This window comes from uncultured Shewanella sp. (assembly GCF_947497935.1).
Classification (GTDB): Bacteria; Pseudomonadota; Gammaproteobacteria; order Enterobacterales; family Shewanellaceae; genus Shewanella.
This window is the reverse complement of record NZ_CANMIO010000018.1, coordinates 43,037-62,105: the sequence shown is the minus strand read 5'-3', so window position 1 is coordinate 62,105 and position 19,069 is coordinate 43,037. Positions and strand designations below refer to the sequence as shown.

The window sequence follows — 19,069 nt, the reverse complement described above, 5'->3', positions numbered from 1 at the left end:
CGCTGGTGGACGTCTCTGTGCTACAGATTAAGAGTCCGTGTACTCAAACACTTTAATGACTTTACGTACACCAGCAGTATTTCGAGCGACCTCAACGGCTAAATCGGCCTGTTCTCGCTCAACATATCCAACCAGAAACACTTCACCATTTTCAGTAACGACTTTGATGTTAGTAACATCTAAGCCTTTCTCATTAAGCATGCGTCCCTTCACCTTGGTGGTGATCCAAGTATCGTTACTACGCGTTGTAAATGAGGTGGGATTACCTATACGGATCTGGTTGTGGATCTTTCCACCAATCTGCAACTCTTTAATGACACGAATGGCTTTATCCCTGAGCATAGAGTTTGGCGCCTGGCCAATCATCAATACATTGGAGTTCATTACGATGCCACTAATGTTGGCTTGATTGTTTAAATCATCATGAGATGCTAACGCGCTGGAGACATTAAAGTCGGCATTGGTATCGTCAATTTGAGTCTTAAAGCTACGCTCGTCATTAACCATCATTGCGCCGCCAACTGCGCCGACCATAATGGCCCCTGCGCAGCCTTGTAGCATTAATACAACGGCGATTAATGGGAGCAGTGCTCTCATGCCTGCTCGTCCTGCGGGAATAGCGTGCGGTCGATATTGTCACATAGGCAGTGAATCGCTAGCAGGTGAACTTCCTGAATACGCGCAGTCACGTTTGAAGGTACGCGGATCTCAACGTCATTGACGCTCAGAAGGCCAGCCATCGCGCCGCCGTCCTTACCCGTTAACGATACAATCGTCATATCACGGCTTAGGGCTGCTTCCATCGCTTTAATCACGTTACCTGAGTTACCGCTAGTTGAAATCGCTAGTAAGATATCACCAGGCTGACCCAGTGCCATAATCTGCTTAGAGAAAATTTCATCATAGCTATAATCGTTAGCAATCGCGGTGATGGTTGAAGTATCACAGCTCAATGCAATTGCAGGTAGCGGTGGACGCTCAATTTCATAACGGTTTAATAGCTCAGCAGAGAAATGCTGCGCATCGCCAGCACTGCCGCCATTACCACAGGCTAAGATCTTATTGCCACCTAGTAGGCAGTTAACCATCATCTCTGCGGCTTTTGCGATTGACTCTGGAAGGGCTTCAGATGCATCAATCTTAGTTTGAATTGATTCGGTAAAACTGTCTTTTATGCGTTCTAACATGGATAAACCCTATGTTTATATATGCTTGGTAGAAAGGTATTTTACCTAACTGAGCATATGAAAATTAAGCTATTTAAAAAGCATCGCGGATCCACTGTATGGCATCGGGATCGACCGCGACAACATCGAAACGACATATGGCATCGATTCGATTAATCTGTATGTAATGACTCGCCGCTTTTCTAATGCGTAGAGTTTGTGCATGGCTCAACGCATTGACGGCTCCACCGTATTGAGATGGAGAGCGGTATTTTACCTCAACGAACACCCAATCGCTGCCATCTTTCATCACAATGTCGATTTCGCCAAAGCGATACCGTACATTTTGCTCAATAAACCTCAGGCCGCGTCGTTCCAAGTATCGTCGTGCACTTTGTTCGGCTATTTGACCTTGGTTCAGATTTTTTGCCATCAAACTCGCTCATCCCTGTGGCGTCAATTTGACTATATCCTAAAGCAATAATCGAGACTGCTTAACTTTGGGTATTTACTTGTAAATTATCCTAACGTCAGGGTGCATCAGCTTTATAGCGGACGTAAGTTACCCCTTTGGTATCGGCCCCAACTTAGCTGGCGGTTTAATGTGCCGTCAGGTTGCACCGATAACATGCCGCTACGACCTGAAAACTGATAGCCTGGTAAGGCGCGCATCTGAGCCAGTTTACCCACTAAATCCAGCGCATCATAGCCCATTATAAATAGTCTCTTGCGGCTATTGCTCCAGCTTGGCCATAGCTCGTTCACCATTTGAGTTTCGGTGTTCGGTGTTAATAACCAAGGTATATCACTAATGGTGAGGTTATTTAGCTCTTCAGCAGTATTGCGGCTATTGCCTTCGACTCGGCTACGGCTGGTAGTATAGAGCGGAACTGGATCGGCAAACACACTAAAGTTAACATCGATAAAGGGCTTAAGCAGCACTAAATCTTTGCTGGCAGAGATCATATAAATCGCATCGATATCGCGGCGTGAGCGAAAATCGGCTTCAATCTTAGGCGTTAGAATCGCTTTAATACGAGCAATACGTTCCTTACTGTCGATAACCCCTAGGGCCTTTTGCACTGTCACTTTCATCTTATCGCCGCCGTCATAGTAGTGAATTTCGGCTACGTTATTGGTTAGTTTTTTCCAGGCGTTAGCAAAACTTTCGGCCATGCGGTGGCCAACGGCATCGTTGCTTACCAGCAGGAGTGGTTGCTTAATACCATCATTGTAGAGGCGCTGAGCGGCATCGATAGCTTCATCAGTTGGAGACAGAGCAAAGAAGAACTTATCTGGATCGGCCGTAAAGGTATCGATGTGGTTCAGATATAGCTGAGGTATGGTCTTATTTGCCACAGTGCTTGCAGGAACTGAGCTTGCAGGAAGGGCGGCATCTGCAGCGTTTACGGCATCACTCACTGGTGTCATATTTTGTAACTGCTCGACTTCAGATTGCAGTAACGGACCAATGATAAATTCTGCACCAGCAGCGACAGCCTGTTGATAAGCCGCTTGAGCTCCGGTGGCGGTATCGAAAAAGTTAAGCGTCACATCGTCATTGCCCATTGCCATATAGTTAGCAAGAATGCCCTGCTTAACTGTGTTGGCGACAACTGCACGCGAACCCGTTAATGGCAGCAATACCGCGATATTTTTTGGTTGGTAAGGCTGGGTATTAAGCGCCTTTTCTAAATCTGTTGGCAATTTTGCCGCAGCAGGGTGGTTAGGGTTGAGCTGCTGCCAGCTGCCTAAGTGGCGCACCAGATCATTTGGATCCACGGCATAGTGTTTAGCTATGTAGGCGAGCTGCACCCAGCCAGCAAAAATAGGGTTTGTTCTATCGTCACTAAAGCTAAGTAGCGTTTGCTCATTAATCGGCTGCAGTGAGCGCCAGATAGTGTCATTGACTTCATGGGCTTCGGCAGCAGGGAGATACTGACTGAGTAAGCTAAGCTGTCTAACTTGATCAATCGGCTGGTTAATCAGCTGGTATAGGTGTGCCTTGAACTGGTAGTAGCTGACCCATTGCCAGTTAGGTAGTTTCCAGTTACTTGGATATTTGAGTACCTGCAGTGCATGATCATAAGTTGAGGTCATTTCGAGCACTCGAGCCGAAAGGTAAATATGCTCGGCCAGTAACTCAGGTTTTTGGCTGATATCTTGAGCAATAGACTTCAATGTTTTATCGGCGGCACTGGCATTACCTTCATTGATAAAGGCATGTGCGGCGAGTAAAACATACTTATCCTGAGTTTCTTTGTTTTTTTCGCTGGCGGCTAATGCCAGGTATTGTGATGACGGCTTAGTCACCGAAGATAAAGAAACTTCAGTCTTTTCAGTCTTTACCGGCGCAGTCGTCGTGCCGCAACCGAACAAAACCGCAGATAAAATTGCGATAGAGATAAATTTTGTTGTATTCAGTCTTTTTAACACGGGTCTTCACTCTGGTAAGATGCTGCTAATAGTTTAACCTGCTCTTCCCCTTGGCGAAAGTATTGTTAGAAACTCTTGCCAACACTCAATACAGAGGTAGATATGGACCTGTCGGTCGCGCTTTACATTGTTCCCACACCAATTGGGAATTTAGGAGACATCAGTAGCCGTGCGCTAGAGGTGCTGAATCAGGTATCTCTTATCGCCTGTGAAGACACTCGCCACAGCGGCAAGTTGCTCAGTCATTTCGGCATCGAGACCCGTAAAACGGCGCTGCATGATCATAACGAGCGTGACAGAGCCCAGTGGATTATTCAAAAGTTGGGTAATGGCGAAGCCGTTGCTTTGATTTCAGATGCGGGAACGCCGCTTATCTCAGATCCGGGTTATCACTTAGTCAAACAAGTACGCGAAGCGGGCTTCAATGTGATCCCATTGCCAGGACCCTGTGCGGCGATTACGGCTTTATCTGCATCGGGTTTACCATCGGATCGTTTCTCATTTGAAGGCTTCTTGCCATCAAAAGAGAAGGCGAGATTAGATAAATTAATGGCATTGAAAGATGATCCTCGTACCTTAATCTTTTACGAATCACCGCATCGTATCGTGCATAGCTTAGAGTCAATCGTGGCTGCACTAGGTGAAGAGCGCGAAATCGTTATGGCGCGTGAAGTGACTAAGACCTTCGAGACCTTCCTTTCGGGTCCAGTGGCTGAAGTGCTGCAAACCGTTAAAGATGATCCTAACCAGCAGCGCGGCGAAATCGTGTTGATGTGTCACGGCCACCGTAGCGATGAAGAGTCAGAGTTTTCACCAACGGTGATCAATACGCTTAAATTACTGTGTGAGGAGCTGCCACTGAAGAAAGCGGCGGCGGTTGCGGGACAGATTTACGACATTAAAAAGAATGCACTTTATAAGCATGGTTTATCGATCGGACTGTAAGTTTTTCAGTTGTACGACTTAGCACTTTTTATTTAATAGTCTCTATATGACGTCTCTGTATTTATTGGCTGTATTTATAGATAGCTCTCTAATAGTTGAGCGTTAGGTTAAGTTGATTAGTGAAAGTCCTTGGTTTGTTGCTTGAGCTTAGCTATAATCCGCGCCGAGTTGGCTAGACAGTTGCCGCGTTCGTAAGAACGGGGAGGAAAGTCCGGGCTTCAAAGAGCAGGGTACCAGGTAACGCCTGGGCGGTGTGAACCGACGACAAGTGCAGCAGAGAGGAGACCGCCAATCTTCGGATTGGTAAGGGTGAAAGGGTGCGGTAAGAGCGCACCGTGCGGCTAGTAATAGTTCGTAGCAAGGTAAACTCTACCCGAAGCAAGACCAAATAGGGTCCCGTATGGCGCTGCTCGCGTTGGGACCGGGTAGGTCGCTTGAGCCTGTGAGCGATTGCAGGCCTAGATGAATAACTGTCCACGACAGGACCCGGCTTATCGGCCAACTCAACCTATCAAAGAAAAGCCCTCAACAGAAATGTTGGGGGCTTTTTGTTTTCTGTCAAATGAAAAGCAGCCGACTTTAGCTTTAACCAAATCACAGCGGCCTATCGAGCATCAATGTTACCGATTCTAACAAAAGCCGGCATATCAAAAGGGATGCGTTTTTCGTTATTTGTCAGATGAAAACGTCAATTACCTTAAATAATTACAATGCTTACAGTAGCTCGTTAAGCTGATCGATTGTTTGCGGCAGTAATATCATTAAGTCTCACAAAATTACTTTTGTATTTCGCACGTATAGCCTAATTCCGTTCATCAGGCTGTTTAATTTCGTCCGTTTATCTTTTAATAAACGGACGAAATTAACGATAATTGTTAGCTAATACGGTTAATTAGCAACGCCAGTAGCAGCTAGGTTTGATGCTGACCACAAGGTCTCTCTTGAAGGGCTGCTTAAGCCATTAATCATGCGATCCACTTGTTGCTGGGTGTAATTAGCATACTGATCTGAATAGGCCATAAAGTTTTGCCAGTTAATCGTTTGACCCATACAGTTAAGGATCCCGCCATCACCAGGGTTCATCTGCCAGCTATTTTGTTGTGGCGTATCGCATGTTTCATCTCCTGTTCTTGAACAGCGCCTTTCTGCACCACGTTTACAGCCACCCTCAAAAGTATGGATGAGATCGAGAAAGTGGCCGAATTCATGGGTTAGCACTGAGCGAAAGTTTTCATCTGTATTTGTTCCAAGATAAGCGCCGTTGTATGCAACGCGAGCAAGGCCATCGTCAGACATTCCAGTATCAGGGTACCAAGCAACGCCAGAGTTATTGGTTACGCCATCGGCATAGAGATCATTTTGAATGTACACATTCATATAGCGGTAGTTATCCCAATGATCTCGCTTAACATCTGAGCTTGAGTAGTTACCCGCACCCGATGATTCAGGGTGATAAATAATCCCTGAGGTTGGGTTACCGTTAGGGTCGATGCTGGCTAAACGGAACTCTATACCTAGTGAGTCTTTTATTGATTGGAATTCAGGATCTATATCGGCAAAGTCAGCGGTTCTTCCTTGAAAGTCTTCATTAGTCTTATTTAATGCGTCGATAATCACCGCATCATTGACGGTATCACCGTTATGGACTGTGCCATAAACATGAAACACCACTGGAATGATGTAGTCAGCTGTGACTTCATTAACCATTGCATAGGGAGATTGTGATGTATTGGAAGTATCGTCACCCGCTTGTGCTCTCGATTGACGAACTTTGCCTATGTTGGCATGGCGCTCCTGAGCTTCGAGCAAAGCACTTGGGAAGTTACGATAATGCTGGGCATTAGTTTCAGCCGCCTTACAGTGATGCTGGCTGAATTCGGGTTGCTTTGCTACAGCAAATGATGAAGTGGCTACCAGTGCGGCACATACCGTTAATTTCAAAATATTAGTCATTTTTTTACTCTTATTATTTGATTTCATTGTGAATTTATTGCACAAAATGCAGCTTGATGTGCAAGCTTGAATCGAATAACAGCATTATCAGCTTGAGCTATAACAGATAAAATATTCTGTATACAATATAACTTATGCGTGAGTTTAGTAAATGCCAAATGTAAAATAAATGTAAAGAGTGGCGTTGAGCGTTAAAAATCGAATTGGCTTATGCTGGATAAAAGTGCGACTAGTTATCATGAAGCTGTCGCTCAATTAGCTAATACTGTTGATTTTCATACTTATTGTATTTACATATTACAGGGGGAACATACAAGCCTGCTTGTCCTATAACAGGCAGGCTTTTGTTCGCTGTGATGTTTACTTCAGCTTATATCGTTTGGCGCTTAGAAATAGTAGCCAAAGTTAATATTAAAACGTGTGTTGGTGCCGCCGTCGCCCACCATAGTGCCGCCGATAAAGGGTTGGTTTTCTGCCACAACAAAATCAAAATAGGTATAGAGTCCACCGGCAGAAACTGCCATACCGGTTACGTTCATAAAGGTGTCTTCCATAGCCGCAGGCTTATCGGTGACTAACGAGTAGTCGTTATAGAAGGTGAGGCTTGAGATAGGGCCGATATCAACGGGCAGATTATAAGCGAGGTTGGCAATGTAAGTTGTGGCTTCTGCTGGAATAGAGTCATAGAAATGATAGGCGGCCACAACGATGCGATCCACATCCATGCCGTCAACGTCGTACTTGTAATCGGTCATCTGTAGCTTGACGTTCCAGCGGTCATAGTTAACAACGCCATGAATAGCGGCCGCAACATTATCGCCATTGGTACCATTTTCTATTTCTAATTGACCCGCCTGGATTGAGGCCCCTAACTCAACCTCCACATCACTAAATACAAAATTATGCGCATAACGGGCATTAAAGGTGTTCACTTCACCTGCGGCGTATCCCGCGCTAGGTGCATCGTAAGCGTCCTCCCCGTCCAAACGAATACCCACCACATCATAAGCGTAACGGTCGGTACGGTCTGAGACAAAACCGTCTAGGCCGCCTTGCTCATCGTTTTTGTAGAAGGCGAAATCAAATTGATTGTCAGCGCTTTTATAGGTGTAGTTCAGGCCCATATCATGGTCGTCTTCAAGGCCAAGGTAGAAGTTTGAGCTGAAGAAGTAGTTATTTGATGCGTAAGTTAAGATACCAAACGGCACTTGAGTCACACCAATCTTAGCTTGTTGTTGCTCGTCAAAGTTGTAACCAATCCATGCGTGTTGAATGACATTCATATATTCAAACCAGCGGTATTGAGCCGAAAAAATCAGGTCTTGGTAATTGCCTGATACATCGATACGAAACAGGTCGAAATCAAAGTCACCACCGCGGTCTGCATTATCGTCATCGAAGTCTTCATAGGAGTAATTAACTCGCACGGCGCCGCCAAACTTTAATGAGCTTTCCGCTGCCTCTTGCTCTTTGGCTTGCGATTTTTGCTCTTGAAGATCTTTCTCTTGCTGTTCTTTGGTCTGTTGCTGTTGTGATTCAAGTTGCTCGATACGGGCCTTGAGCGCCTTAAGCTCTTCATCTATTGGAGTTGCATATACATTAGCGGATAGTGCAAGGGCGATACATGAAGCTGTCAGTGTGTAGCGAATCATCATTTATCCTTATTCGTTAAATTTGATTTTTGTAAGTCTGCGTTATCTGTATTGCTGGCGTCATCGCTGTAAAAATCGGATAGCACACCAGCCAAGTGAGTCCTTGAAAGCTCGCCTTGAAGATCGCCCTCCGCATCGACAACGGGTAGGGGGTAATCCGATCCCATCGTTGCAGGAATAATGCTTTCAAGTAGGGCATCTTGTGATATTGGAGTGAGCTCCTCGACCTTGAAGTCCTCCATCAGCGCTGCTTCATCGGCTTTCACGGCATCTTCAAGTGCCTCTTGGCACACCACGCCCTGAAATCCTTCATCGGTAACGTAATAGGCATAGTTAGCAGGAATGCGCTTCATCTGTTTTAAGGCTTCGCCTATCGTGTCGGCTGTGAGGCGAAATGCGGGGGGCTTCATGACGGTTTCTACGGTGAGAGCCCGTGGACGGTTGACGTCTTTAACAAAGGCTTCAACATAATCGTCGGCAGGGTTGAGTAAGATATCCACTGGCTCACCGACTTGAACGAGATTGCCGTCTTTGAGAATAGCGATTCGGTCGCCAATTCGCAGGGCCTCATCGAGATCATGGGTAATGAAGATAATGGTTTTATGGAGTTCTTTTTGTAGTTCAATCAGTTGATCCTGCATCTCGCTGCGTATTAGCGGATCGAGCGCGGAAAAGGCCTCATCCATCAATAGGATCTCGGCATCGGTGCATAGGGCTCTGGCAAGGCCGACGCGTTGTTGCTGACCGCCTGAAAGCTGAGAAGGGTACTGGGCTTCATAACCCGCTAAACCAACGGTTTCTAGCCATTGTGTCGCTTTGGCATTTCGAGTCGCTTTGTCAACGCCCTGCACGCTCAGGCCATAAGCAACATTTTCCAGTACGCTTTTGTGAGGCATTAATCCAAAGCGTTGGAACACCATGGCCATTTTGCTGCGGCGAAATTGTTCTAGTTGTTTGGAATTGAGCTTCATCACATCTAAACCTTCAACCAGAATTTTCCCCTCAGTTGGGTCAATGAGTCGATTAAAGTGACGGATCAAAGTTGACTTCCCCGAACCGGATAACCCCATAATCACAAAAATCTCGCCCTTTTTAATGTCGAGGTTAATGGCTTGAAGACCAAGGGTATGACCGGTTTTGGCTAAGATCTCATCTTTAGATAAACCGTCCCTCACTAGAGGCATGACTCTTTCAGGCTTTTTGCCAAAGACCTTATACAGATCCCTTATTTGAATCAGTGGTTGTGTCTGCGAGTCATTAGTCATGTTGTCCACCCTGTATGTGTTTCTGCGAACGCTTGGCGTAGGCTTGAGAAGCACGATCAAAAATGATGGCCAGAGCGACGATGGCTAAACCGTTAAAGAGCCCTAGGGTAAAATATTGGTTAGTGATTGACTTGAGAACAGGTTGACCTAAGCCCTTGACGCCAATCATCGATGCGATAACCACCATGCCTAAAGCCATCATAATCGTCTGATTAATACCAGCCATAATGGTTGGGGAGGCCAAGGGTAACTGCACCCCCATCAGTCGTTGCATCGGATTAGCACCATAGGCTGTCGCAGCCTCTAGCACCTCTTTATCTACTAGACGGATCCCTAAATTGGTTAAGCGAATAACTGGTGGAATGGCATAGATCACGACGGCGATAACCCCCGGCACCTTGCCAATCCCTAGTAGCATGACAACCGGAATTAAATAGACGAAGGCTGGCATGGTTTGCATCACATCCAGAATGGGGGTGACAAAAGCTTGGGTGCGATTGCTACGCGACATTAAGATACCAATAGGTATTCCCAATGCGATGGCTAATAAGGTGCAGACGGTAATGATGCTAAGGGTGCGCATCGTATCTTGCCACATACCAAAATAGCCAATCAGCAGAAATGACACCACAACACCTAAAGATAATTTCCATGAGCGGCTAGCGAAGAACACCAAAGCGGTAATTGATAGCAACACAGCCCACCAAGGCGACTGTACTAGTAGCTTTTCAAACCAGATAAGAAAGTCGAGCAGTGGATCGAAGAAAGACTCGATAACATCGCCATACTCACGAGAAAAATCGCGAAAGGTACCGTCTAAATATTTACGGATCGCCAATAAAGTAGAGCGATCCATTTTGGGAAACTCGCTGAGCCAAGAAAAGTCAGCCATTGCTACCTCTCTAGTTTGTTAAGGGGTGATCTAGGTGGGAATAAAAAGCGAGGCTTAGTTGGCCTCGCTTTAGTCGTTACTTTATAACTCGGCTATTGCTGAGTTTACTTTTGCAGCAACGTCAGCAGGCACCCACTCAAGCCAGATATCTTGGTTGTTGATCAAGAAATGTTCGGCGGCGATAGTGCCATCAGCCTGGTTATCCTCCATCCAAGCGAGCAAGCTATTCATTTGAGCATTGGTAAAAGATCGTTTACCAAGATACTCAAATACAGAGGCCGAACGGTTAGCGAATTCTGAGGTAGTAACTGTCTGTACGAGAGCGGCAGGATACATAGTGATTTTAGGTTCTGCACACTCAGCTTGAGAGGTACAATCACGAAAATGTTCGGCATCGACGCCGCTACCGAAATCAACTTTAACCATCTGGTATTTACCTAACACTGCCGTGGGAGCCCAATAGTAGCCAAACCAAGGTTTTTCTCGTTCGTAAGCACGTGCAATTGACCCAGCCAGACCCGCGCCGGAACCCGGATCGATAAGATCAAAGCCTGCATCGCTGAGTTTTAGTGCCCGAAATAGGTTTTCAGCAGAGAGTTGGCAGCCCCAGCCCGCAGGACAACCATAGAAAGCACCGCGGTCAGGATCTTCAGGATGTTTAAAGGCTTTTACGTTAGCGATAACGCCAGCAATGGTTTTCAGGCTAGGGTCTTTGTCGACCATATACTGAGGTACCCAGAAACCTTCTTCGCCACCATCAGAGAGTGATTTGCCCGCGATAATTAGGCGCTTATCGCTAACCGCTTGCTCGATAAGCTCCTTAACGCTGTTGCTCCAGATCTCAGGTGCGATGTCTGGTTCACCTTTTTCAGCCATTGAGGTGCTGGTAGGCATGGTGTCGCCTGGAATTAATTCAGCCTCACAGCCATATCCATGCTCCAAAATAAAGCGGTCAACGTTGGCGATTAATGAAGCTGAACTCCAATTCATATCGGCGATAGTGACCTTGCCGCACTGCTCTTCGGCAAACACTTGATGGGTTAAGCTACTAAGGAGTAGGCTACCAATCAAAAGTATATGTTTCATAAACACTCCGTGCTCTAGGATGAGATATCTTTTATGCACGAGCCCTTCTAACAATGGTTAGAGTTCAAACTAGAGGCTGTGCGTCGATTCTTATGGTTAACACCAAGAATGCAGATGTTTGGTGCAAAGCTAGGCAAAACAACTAACTGGTGATTAAAATTAACACAGCTGCAACTTGGTTAACAGTTTTGTCATTTTGCGTGGTGGATTCAATTCTGTGCAACTGCTTACGAAAATGGTTAGTGGTCGAATTAAGTGGTGAAGCTTACGCAGTTAATAACATTTGCTTATGGGCATTAAATGCAGTGGCGGTTGGTTTAGTGTTTCTAGTAAAAGTGTCTGTATAATGAATATCAAAAAGCCCGCTTATCGAAAGATAAACGGGCTTTTTAGTCTTAAAGTGCTTGGCTGTGATTTGGCTGTTAAGCGGGTTTAAATAAACACTTGAGTCGTTTGAAAATAATCAAACGTGACATGGCCAAGTAACCACTAACGGTTTTTTGATGTAACCGGAAAATTGTATCGTATAGGCGGCGAACTAAGCGGCCCTTTAAGATCAATCTGTCGTTCATCATGGTGCTAATAGCAAAGTTATGGCCGATAGCGACCACCATGCCACCATCGTTGTAGACGAATGGTTTGAGTGGCTTGCCCTTTAAATGGGCCACAAGATTTTTAGCTAAATGCACTGCAGCGCGGTTAGCGGCCTGCGCTTTTGGTGGTACTTGGCTACCATCGGCTTGTGGGATCGCCGCACAATCACCGAGTGCAAAAATTGATGAATCAAACGTGGTCGCCAGCGTTTGCTCAACAACCAGTTGGTTAAGTGAATTACTTTGCAATCCGCCAATCTCTTTTAACCAGTCTGGCGCTTTAATGCCTGCAGCCCAAAACTGTACATCGGCATTAAGCACTTGGCCGTCGCTGGTGGTCATACGATCCGCATCAACACTGGCAATACGCGTATTAAGCATCACATTGATTTGATACTTCTCAAGCCTTAATAAAGCTTGCTCAGACATCTTCACAGGGCCGTTGGGTAGCACTCTATCAGCCGCTTCAATCAAGTTGATATTAAGCTTGGCGGCATAGGGGTTAAGGCTTAACTCTTCGCTGACTTTTGCCAATTCTGCCGCTAGCTCTAAGCCAGTAGCACCAGCGCCGACAATATTAACAGTGCGACTCTGACCAGAACGTAGCAGTGAACTGATTTGGTGCCAGCTATCACGGGCTTGCTCTGGTGTATCTAAGAACAAGCAATGCTCTTTTGCGCCTTGGGTGGCAAAGTCGTTACTTATGGCACCGATAGCGATAATTAAGTAATCGTAATTCAGCGTATCCGTTTCACCATTGGGCTTACGAACAATGAGTTGCTTTGCCGCTCGGTTGACGTCTGTCATCCAGGCTTGGTAATGCATGTAACCATTTTTAGCCCCGTGGCTGAAATAGCAGATAGTGTCGAGATCGCTGTCAAAGGTGCCGGCAGCGATTTCATGAAAGCGTGGCTTCCAGTAATGGTGAGTTTCACCTTCAACCAGAATAACTTCATCTTGGCTATTCACATTGCGACCTAGCATACTGGCGATTTCTAGACCTGCAGCGCCACCGCCAACAATAACAATACGAGACATAATAATTCCTCTATGCATCGACAGATGCAGACATAATTTGAAAATTGAAATGAGCCTTGGGACTGAATGGGGATACGAAAGGTATGACCGAGTGCAGGGCTATTAGATGGCGCTCATTATAGTTATCGTCGTATTTGGAACAATTGACTAAAAAGGTAAATTACTTTTACTGCCAAGTAATAATGATGTGGTTGGTATCATTTCTATAAAAAGAAAAAATAGCCAAATGAGATTTAGACTCTTTGAGTTCAGTTTCTGATATCTGGCTGTAAAATGCCAGTTGTTTAAGTAATGGCTAATATTTGCAGTATATTGAATATTAGCAGTTTATTGTTTAAGTTGGGGCTGTGTTTTTTTGTGGTGATGTTTTGGGTTTGCATTGAATTGTGGTTTTTTTGTAAATAGAATGATGTCGCGCTCCTATGTTGCAGGGAATGTAGGAAAGGAATCTTAAAAATATCATAAGGACTTCAAATGAAAAATCGCTTTTCATTAACACTTCTCGCCACTGCAATTCTTGCTGGTTGTGGTGGCAGCGACTCATCTTCTGACACATCAGAACCGATTGTTAATCGTGCTCCACAAGCAGCTGCAGATAGCTTGTTAGTTCAAAATAACGAGGCTACATCCTTTGATGTGTTAGCCAACGACAGTGATAACGATGGCGATGCATTAACGATTACATCAATTACTAGTCAGCCTGAAAGTGGCTCTGTTGAAATCGTCGATAATCAAATCCTCTACACTCCTGAGAGTAATGTAGCAACGACCGATTCGTTCACTTATGAAATTAGTGATGGTGAGTTTACCGCTAGTGCAGAAGTTGCAGTGACGGTCAATCATACCTTAACGATATCTGGACTTGTAACTGATTCACCTATTGCTAATGCATTGGTTTCGATTGCTATTGGCGATGACTTGTTTGAAGTTGAGGCCGATAGCAACGGTAATTATTCGTTGCCCATCACTATTAACGATATGTCTGCGCTTGTGCTTATTAATGCCAAAGGTAGCGCAGATCAGAATCAAGAAAACGTTGAATTAATTACGGTTGCAGGGCAAACAAGTACTTTGCTAACCAAAGCGGGTGAAGAGCGTCAGTTAACCAATGAAGAAAATAACTTAACTAATGTTACGCACGTATCTACCGCTAATTATTTATTAGCAGAGGACCGTGCAGAAAGTGGTGAAATTACTAGTGAGCAGCAGTTTAACCAGTTAGCGAGCGAAGTCTCCCCCGAGGAATTGGTTCAAACATCTGCTTTCATCAAGTTATTGGTTGATAATGCCAATTTCGATATTCCAGAGGGCGAAACTGTATTATCTTTATTAGATGCTGAAGTGTCAGAAGGCAGCGGAGTAGATACGAGCGCAGCTATTCAAGCTTATTTAGTGGCAAATAATCATGTTGATGCAAATGGAGAGGTAACAGAAGCCTATTCAGCTGCTTTAGAAGAAGCAATTGAGCAAACCGTAACAGATGCGAATGTGATTGAGCAGTTCCGCGTTGATGACATAGTAAATAAAACCATGCTTTCTTTATACGGTGCAAAGCAAGGTTGGAATCAACACTCAGGCAGAGGAATGAATTTTAATGCCGATGGTTCCGGTGAGTTATATAAAAACTTTGGTAGTCATGATGACTCTGATGCTGTCGACTTTACCTGGTCTGTAGTAGACGGTAAATTAGATGTTGAATACCAGAATTATTCATCAAAAGTTTATTGGATGATCGCTTACCCGTATGATGAGCTAGTGACTAATTACGGTTTTTCGCAAACTTTAGTCGATGAGGTGGTTGCTGCAGCTGACGCAGGTTTAATCCCTGATGCTGTATTTGAGCTTGAGTCAGGTACAGCTCGAACTAGGACTACTTTAATAGGAAGTACACCAAGTAGTTATCAAGCTGTTGTTACAAATGAAGAATATACCAAGTTAATCCTTCCTACATCAGTGACGACTTGGACAAACCCGACTCCACGGGTAACTAGTGAGTATTATTATAATCAAACGCTAATACACACGCCAGAAAGTGCCTTTGATGGAAAAACGCTTGCGGATATAGCGGGGGACTGGGTGTTGAATCTTGATGTTACAGTACAGAGCCATAATTTAGAGGGTTTCACCGCTCTAATGGCTGACTTTGTTACGATTTCTGGCTCATCAGCAACCGCAAGAAATGCCAAGCAGCAATTTACCGCCTCACTCACTGATGGGGTTTTATCGCTAACCAATGGTAATGTTGTTTATAAATTTACCCCAGTAAAAACAGAAGGCAAAGGCCACTTAGCTCAGGTTGAAAAGTGGGTAGACAACAAGTTAGAGCTTGTTCTAGCACGGCAGATAGCTAAGTTTGATAGTAGTTATGAGCAATATATCGAAGATTTGGTGACCGAATTGCCAAAGGCACAAATGGCGTACATTAATGGCAGTATTCAACAGCAATGGGACGGAGACAAACTTAAGCTTGAGCACCTCTGGGGTTATGTATTTAATGCGGATGGCACCTTGAATCGCGGAGTCGCTGGCATCACTCCTGAATACGACTGGGGAGATCTTGGCAATGGCATTGGTTATTTTCACTTGGGTGATGATAGCTGGACTTGGAATACATCTGGACGCAACGTCAATTTATACCAGTCATCAGACTGGGCTGAGAGACAGCGTACTTGGGAAGTTATCTCTGTTGATGACCAAGGTCGGGCCTTAGTTTTGGAGCACTCAGTTTATGGCTGGGATATCGATAATAATGGTGTTATTGAAGATGATGAGTTTGGTCAATTTCTTTACCCGCGCATCAACGTCATTAAAGTTACCGATTTGAGTGATTGGCAAGCAGAGTGGCAAAATACTATTGATCTTGGATTGCTCTCTGTAAATGCTCCAGCAGCTATAGAGCAAAAAGAATCAGTATTATCAGTTAAGCCGCTAAGCAATAAAGGTGCTGTTGTTCTGAAGTAAGTGCCGGATAGCCTGTTGTATTACTTAATATCGCGAGGGTATTCATTCTCGATTAAAATAGTATAAGGCTATAATAAAAAGAACGAGTCAGAACTATTAGTTTTGGCTCGTTTTTTGTTTTCGACAGTACAGGAATATGAGTCAGTTGTTTAGCTGGATTACTTTAAACCTGCCGTTAGGTGGTCGAGCAACATGCGCACCTTGGGTGAAAGGTGGCGATTTTGTGGGTATAGCGCCCAAATGCCTTCTTCGGGTTGGCGGTTTTGTTCAAGTAATGCGGTGAGCTCTCCTGCTTCAATGTAAGGCTGCACGTAATAATCTGGCAGCTGCACTATGCCTATGCCTTTTATGGCTGCATCCACTAATGCATGACCACTATTACAGCTCAAGCTGCCTTTGACCCGAACATTACGGGCTTTGCCATTCTCTTGAAAGCGCCAATAATCCATGGTGCCAATTAAGCAGTTGTGTTGATCCAGTTCAGATAATGAATGTGGGATGCCATAAGTAGATATATAGCTAGGTGATGCACAAACATATTGGGTACGACTGCTAAGCTTTTTGGCCATCATGCTCGAATCTTCTAAATGGCCAAGGCGGATAGCCAAATCGTAACCTTCATCAACTAAATCTAACTTTTGATTGGTGAGGTTGAGTTTCACCTCAAGCTCAGGGTAGAGCGCTGCAAAGTCATTGATCAGTGGTGCAATGGTCATTTCACCATAGGTCACTGGGGCTGTGAGCTTTAATAGCCCTCTTGGGCTGGTTTGCAAATTGGTGATAGCCCGCTCGGCTTCTTCGAGACCGTCGAGTACCTGTCTACAATGCTGATAATAGATGCGACCGACTTCAGTTACCGATACTTTGCGAGTGGTGCGATGAAACAATTTAGACGCAAGCCTTGTTTCTAGTGCGCTAATTTGACGACTCACTTGCGCAGTCGATATGCCTAATCGTTGCGATGCCTTGGTAAAGCTTTCTGCTTCGGCTACTGCGACGAACTCACTGACACCTTCCCAATTAAACATGCTGTTTCCTTATAAGGATTGAATAAACAACTTTTACTGTATGGTAAAAGATATTTGCATATTTAGCTAATTATCATCTTTTCTGAAATAAATATAATACATCCATCGAGTCGAGTGATGCTGATTGATATAGATAATCCGCTTTAATTACTAATGCATCTTTAGCCAATGTCGACTAAAGAGCTGACTTCAACTATAGATTAATGGCAGCTCATTGAATGCGCCATTTGTCGATCATTTATTGGGTAGCACAATTGTCATGCAGAGGTATCAATATGGCGGGCGGATGGTCTAGAGATGGTGCGGTACAAGACCAAATTGACAGTAGTGTCGACGATGCCGTAGCAGCGGCGAGAAGTCGACTTGTTGGCGGGAAGAGTCTTCTGCATTGTGAAGAGTGTGGTGAAGAGATCCCAGAGGCGAGACGGATGGCAGTGCCAGGCGTTCGACTCTGTATCCATTGTCAAAATGAAATCGATAACAGCCGGGCGAAGCAACATCTGTTCAATCGCCGAGCGAGTAAAGATAGTCAGCTACGATAAGTTGGCTTCGCAGATATTAGGAATAAACACTGTTAACAGCTAGGCCTGATTCTAACGTGATCAAGCTTAGCTTCTAACTGGATATAAGTTGCTTCTAGCTAGATGCTCAGGGCAAACCATTTGAAATGACTTGCGTGGTAAATGAAGCCATTTTTAAAAGATTATTACCATATGGTAAAGGTAAATTACCTATTGATGGGATTATCAATGTCAAACAGGTAGTTATAATCTTTCCATACCCACTGCGGTGACATGCCGTATATAAAGTTTATTAAGAGTAGGAATACAAGATGACAGCACAAACAATTAAATCAAAAGCCGCAGTAGCTTGGGCAGTTGGCCAACCACTATCAATGGAAATCGTTGATGTAATGCCACCACAAAAAGGTGAAGTGCGCGTTAAGATGATCGCCACTGGCGTATGTCACACTGATGCATTTACATTATCAGGCGATGATCCAGAAGGTATTTTCCCTTGTATTCTTGGCCACGAAGGCGGCGGTATTGTTGAGTCAATCGGTGAAGGCGTAACTAGCGTTCAAGTAGGCGACCACGTTATCCCACTTTACACACCTGAGTGTGGCGAATGTAAATTCTGTAAGTCTGGCAAAACTAACCTTTGTCAGAAAATTCGTGAAACTCAAGGTAAAGGTTTGATGCCTGATGGCACCACGCGTTTCTCTAAAGATGGCGTTGAAATTTTCCATTATATGGGTACATCAACTTTCTCTGAGTACACAGTATTACCTGAGATCTCTTTAGCGAAAGTAAACCCTGAAGCACCGCTTGAAGAAGTGTGTCTGCTAGGTTGTGGTGTAACAACAGGTATGGGTGCGGTAATGAACACCGCTAAAGTAGAAGAAGGCGCAACAGTTGCTATCTTCGGTATGGGTGGTATTGGTCTGTCTGCGGTTATCGGCGCGGCCATGGCTAAAGCTTCACGCATCATCGCTATCGACATTAACGAAAGCAAGTTCGACCTAGCACGTAAGTTGGGTGCAACTGATTGCATCAACCCTAAAGATTACGACAAGCCAATCCAAGACGTGATTGTTGAGCTAACTGACGGTGGCGTAGATTACTCATTCGAGTGTATCGGTAACGTACACGTTATGCGTAGCGCACTAGAGTGCTGCCATAAAGGTTGGGGTGAGTCAGTGGTTATTGGTGTTGCGGGTGCAGGCCAAGAAATTTCGACTCGTCCATTCCAGTTAGTAACAGGCCGTGTATGGAAAGGTAGTGCATTTGGTGGTGTTAAAGGCCGCTCAGAGCTACCTGAATACGTTGAGCGTTACATGGCAGGCGAGTTCAAGCTAAACGACTTCATCACTCACACTATGGGTCTTGAACAAGTTAACGAAGCATTCGACCTAATGCACGAAGGTAAGAGTATTCGTACTGTTATTCATTTCGACAAATAATTAAGTCATACAAAATAACAAGCGCTTTCGGGCGCTTGTTTCTTTAAGGGAGTCGATAGCTCTCGATGTAACAAATTTATAGGAGTCGGTA

Annotated in this window: 15 protein-coding genes and 1 other RNA gene; 5 read left to right on the top strand and 11 right to left on the bottom strand. The window is 44.8% G+C overall.

The genetic code is table 11. The annotated features are described in order from the left end of the window. Positions 1 to 27 precede the first annotated feature (27 nt). From Q1A86_RS17165 to Q1A86_RS17150, 4 genes are all read right to left on the bottom strand, one after another. Positions 28 to 597 (bottom strand): BON domain-containing protein, encoded by a 570-nt coding sequence (locus Q1A86_RS17165; protein ID WP_299809188.1) that lies wholly within the window; start codon positions 595 to 597, stop codon positions 28 to 30. Continuing rightward, positions 594 to 1,187, bottom strand: coding sequence for a phosphoheptose isomerase (locus Q1A86_RS17160; protein ID WP_012153519.1), 594 nt, complete (start codon positions 1,185 to 1,187; stop codon positions 594 to 596). Before Q1A86_RS17160 ends, Q1A86_RS17165 begins: the two co-directional genes overlap by 4 nt. Before the next feature lie 73 nt (positions 1,188 to 1,260). Then, positions 1,261 to 1,587, bottom strand: coding sequence for a YraN family protein (locus Q1A86_RS17155; RefSeq protein WP_299809325.1), 327 nt, complete (start codon positions 1,585 to 1,587; stop codon positions 1,261 to 1,263). 125 nt (positions 1,588 to 1,712) lie between these two features. After that, entirely contained in the window at positions 1,713 to 3,602 is a 1,890-nt protein-coding gene (locus Q1A86_RS17150) for a penicillin-binding protein activator (RefSeq protein WP_299809185.1), read from the bottom strand. Positions 3,603 to 3,704: 102 nt separating this feature from the next. Here Q1A86_RS17150 and rsmI point away from each other — a divergent pair, with 102 nt between their 5' ends. After that, the gene (rsmI, locus tag Q1A86_RS17145; RefSeq protein ID WP_299809183.1) at positions 3,705 to 4,547 is read left to right on the top strand and encodes a 16S rRNA (cytidine(1402)-2'-O)-methyltransferase; all 843 of its coding nucleotides are present in this window, start codon (positions 3,705 to 3,707) and stop codon (positions 4,545 to 4,547) included. Positions 4,548 to 4,711: 164 nt separating this feature from the next. After that, positions 4,712 to 5,057, top strand: an RNA gene (gene rnpB / locus Q1A86_RS17140) — RNase P RNA component class A. Positions 5,058 to 5,435: 378 nt separating this feature from the next. On the opposite strand, the gene Q1A86_RS17135 is transcribed toward rnpB, so the two are convergent. From Q1A86_RS17135 to Q1A86_RS17110, 6 genes are all read right to left on the bottom strand, one after another. Beyond that, positions 5,436 to 6,500, bottom strand: a complete 1,065-nt coding sequence (locus Q1A86_RS17135) for a M43 family zinc metalloprotease (RefSeq protein WP_299809181.1) — start codon at positions 6,498 to 6,500, stop codon at positions 5,436 to 5,438. Between the two features lie 386 nt (positions 6,501 to 6,886). Continuing rightward, positions 6,887 to 8,152, bottom strand: a complete 1,266-nt coding sequence (locus Q1A86_RS17130; RefSeq protein ID WP_299809322.1) for a carbohydrate porin — start codon at positions 8,150 to 8,152, stop codon at positions 6,887 to 6,889. Continuing rightward, entirely contained in the window at positions 8,152 to 9,417 is a 1,266-nt protein-coding gene (locus Q1A86_RS17125; protein WP_299809178.1) for a glycine betaine/L-proline ABC transporter ATP-binding protein, read from the bottom strand. Before Q1A86_RS17125 ends, Q1A86_RS17130 begins: the two co-directional genes overlap by 1 nt. After that, positions 9,410 to 10,309, bottom strand: coding sequence for a proline/glycine betaine ABC transporter permease (locus Q1A86_RS17120; protein ID WP_299809175.1), 900 nt, complete (start codon positions 10,307 to 10,309; stop codon positions 9,410 to 9,412). Before Q1A86_RS17120 ends, Q1A86_RS17125 begins: the two co-directional genes overlap by 8 nt. Before the next feature lie 81 nt (positions 10,310 to 10,390). Further along, a complete protein-coding gene (locus tag Q1A86_RS17115) occupies positions 10,391 to 11,395 on the bottom strand; it encodes an ABC transporter substrate-binding protein (protein ID WP_299809172.1) in 1,005 nt (334 codons plus the stop codon). A 422-nt stretch (positions 11,396 to 11,817) separates the two neighbouring features. Then, on the bottom strand, positions 11,818 to 13,026 hold the full coding sequence (locus Q1A86_RS17110; protein WP_299809169.1) for an NAD(P)/FAD-dependent oxidoreductase: 1,209 nt from the start codon (positions 13,024 to 13,026) through the stop codon (positions 11,818 to 11,820). 474 nt (positions 13,027 to 13,500) lie between these two features. Between Q1A86_RS17110 and Q1A86_RS17105 the strand changes: the two genes are divergently transcribed. Continuing rightward, entirely contained in the window at positions 13,501 to 15,987 is a 2,487-nt protein-coding gene (locus tag Q1A86_RS17105; RefSeq protein WP_299809166.1) for an Ig-like domain-containing protein, read from the top strand. A 158-nt stretch (positions 15,988 to 16,145) separates the two neighbouring features. On the opposite strand, the gene Q1A86_RS17100 is transcribed toward Q1A86_RS17105, so the two are convergent. After that, positions 16,146 to 17,015, bottom strand: a complete 870-nt coding sequence (locus tag Q1A86_RS17100; RefSeq protein WP_299809163.1) for a LysR substrate-binding domain-containing protein — start codon at positions 17,013 to 17,015, stop codon at positions 16,146 to 16,148. Positions 17,016 to 17,290: 275 nt separating this feature from the next. Between Q1A86_RS17100 and Q1A86_RS17095 the strand changes: the two genes are divergently transcribed. Together Q1A86_RS17095 and Q1A86_RS17090 are read left to right on the top strand one after the other, a co-directional pair. Next, the gene (locus Q1A86_RS17095) at positions 17,291 to 17,557 is read left to right on the top strand and encodes a DksA/TraR family C4-type zinc finger protein (RefSeq protein WP_299809160.1); all 267 of its coding nucleotides are present in this window, start codon (positions 17,291 to 17,293) and stop codon (positions 17,555 to 17,557) included. 290 nt (positions 17,558 to 17,847) lie between these two features. Continuing rightward, the gene (locus Q1A86_RS17090) at positions 17,848 to 18,978 is read left to right on the top strand and encodes an S-(hydroxymethyl)glutathione dehydrogenase/class III alcohol dehydrogenase (RefSeq protein WP_259650819.1); all 1,131 of its coding nucleotides are present in this window, start codon (positions 17,848 to 17,850) and stop codon (positions 18,976 to 18,978) included. Positions 18,979 to 19,069 lie beyond the last annotated feature (91 nt).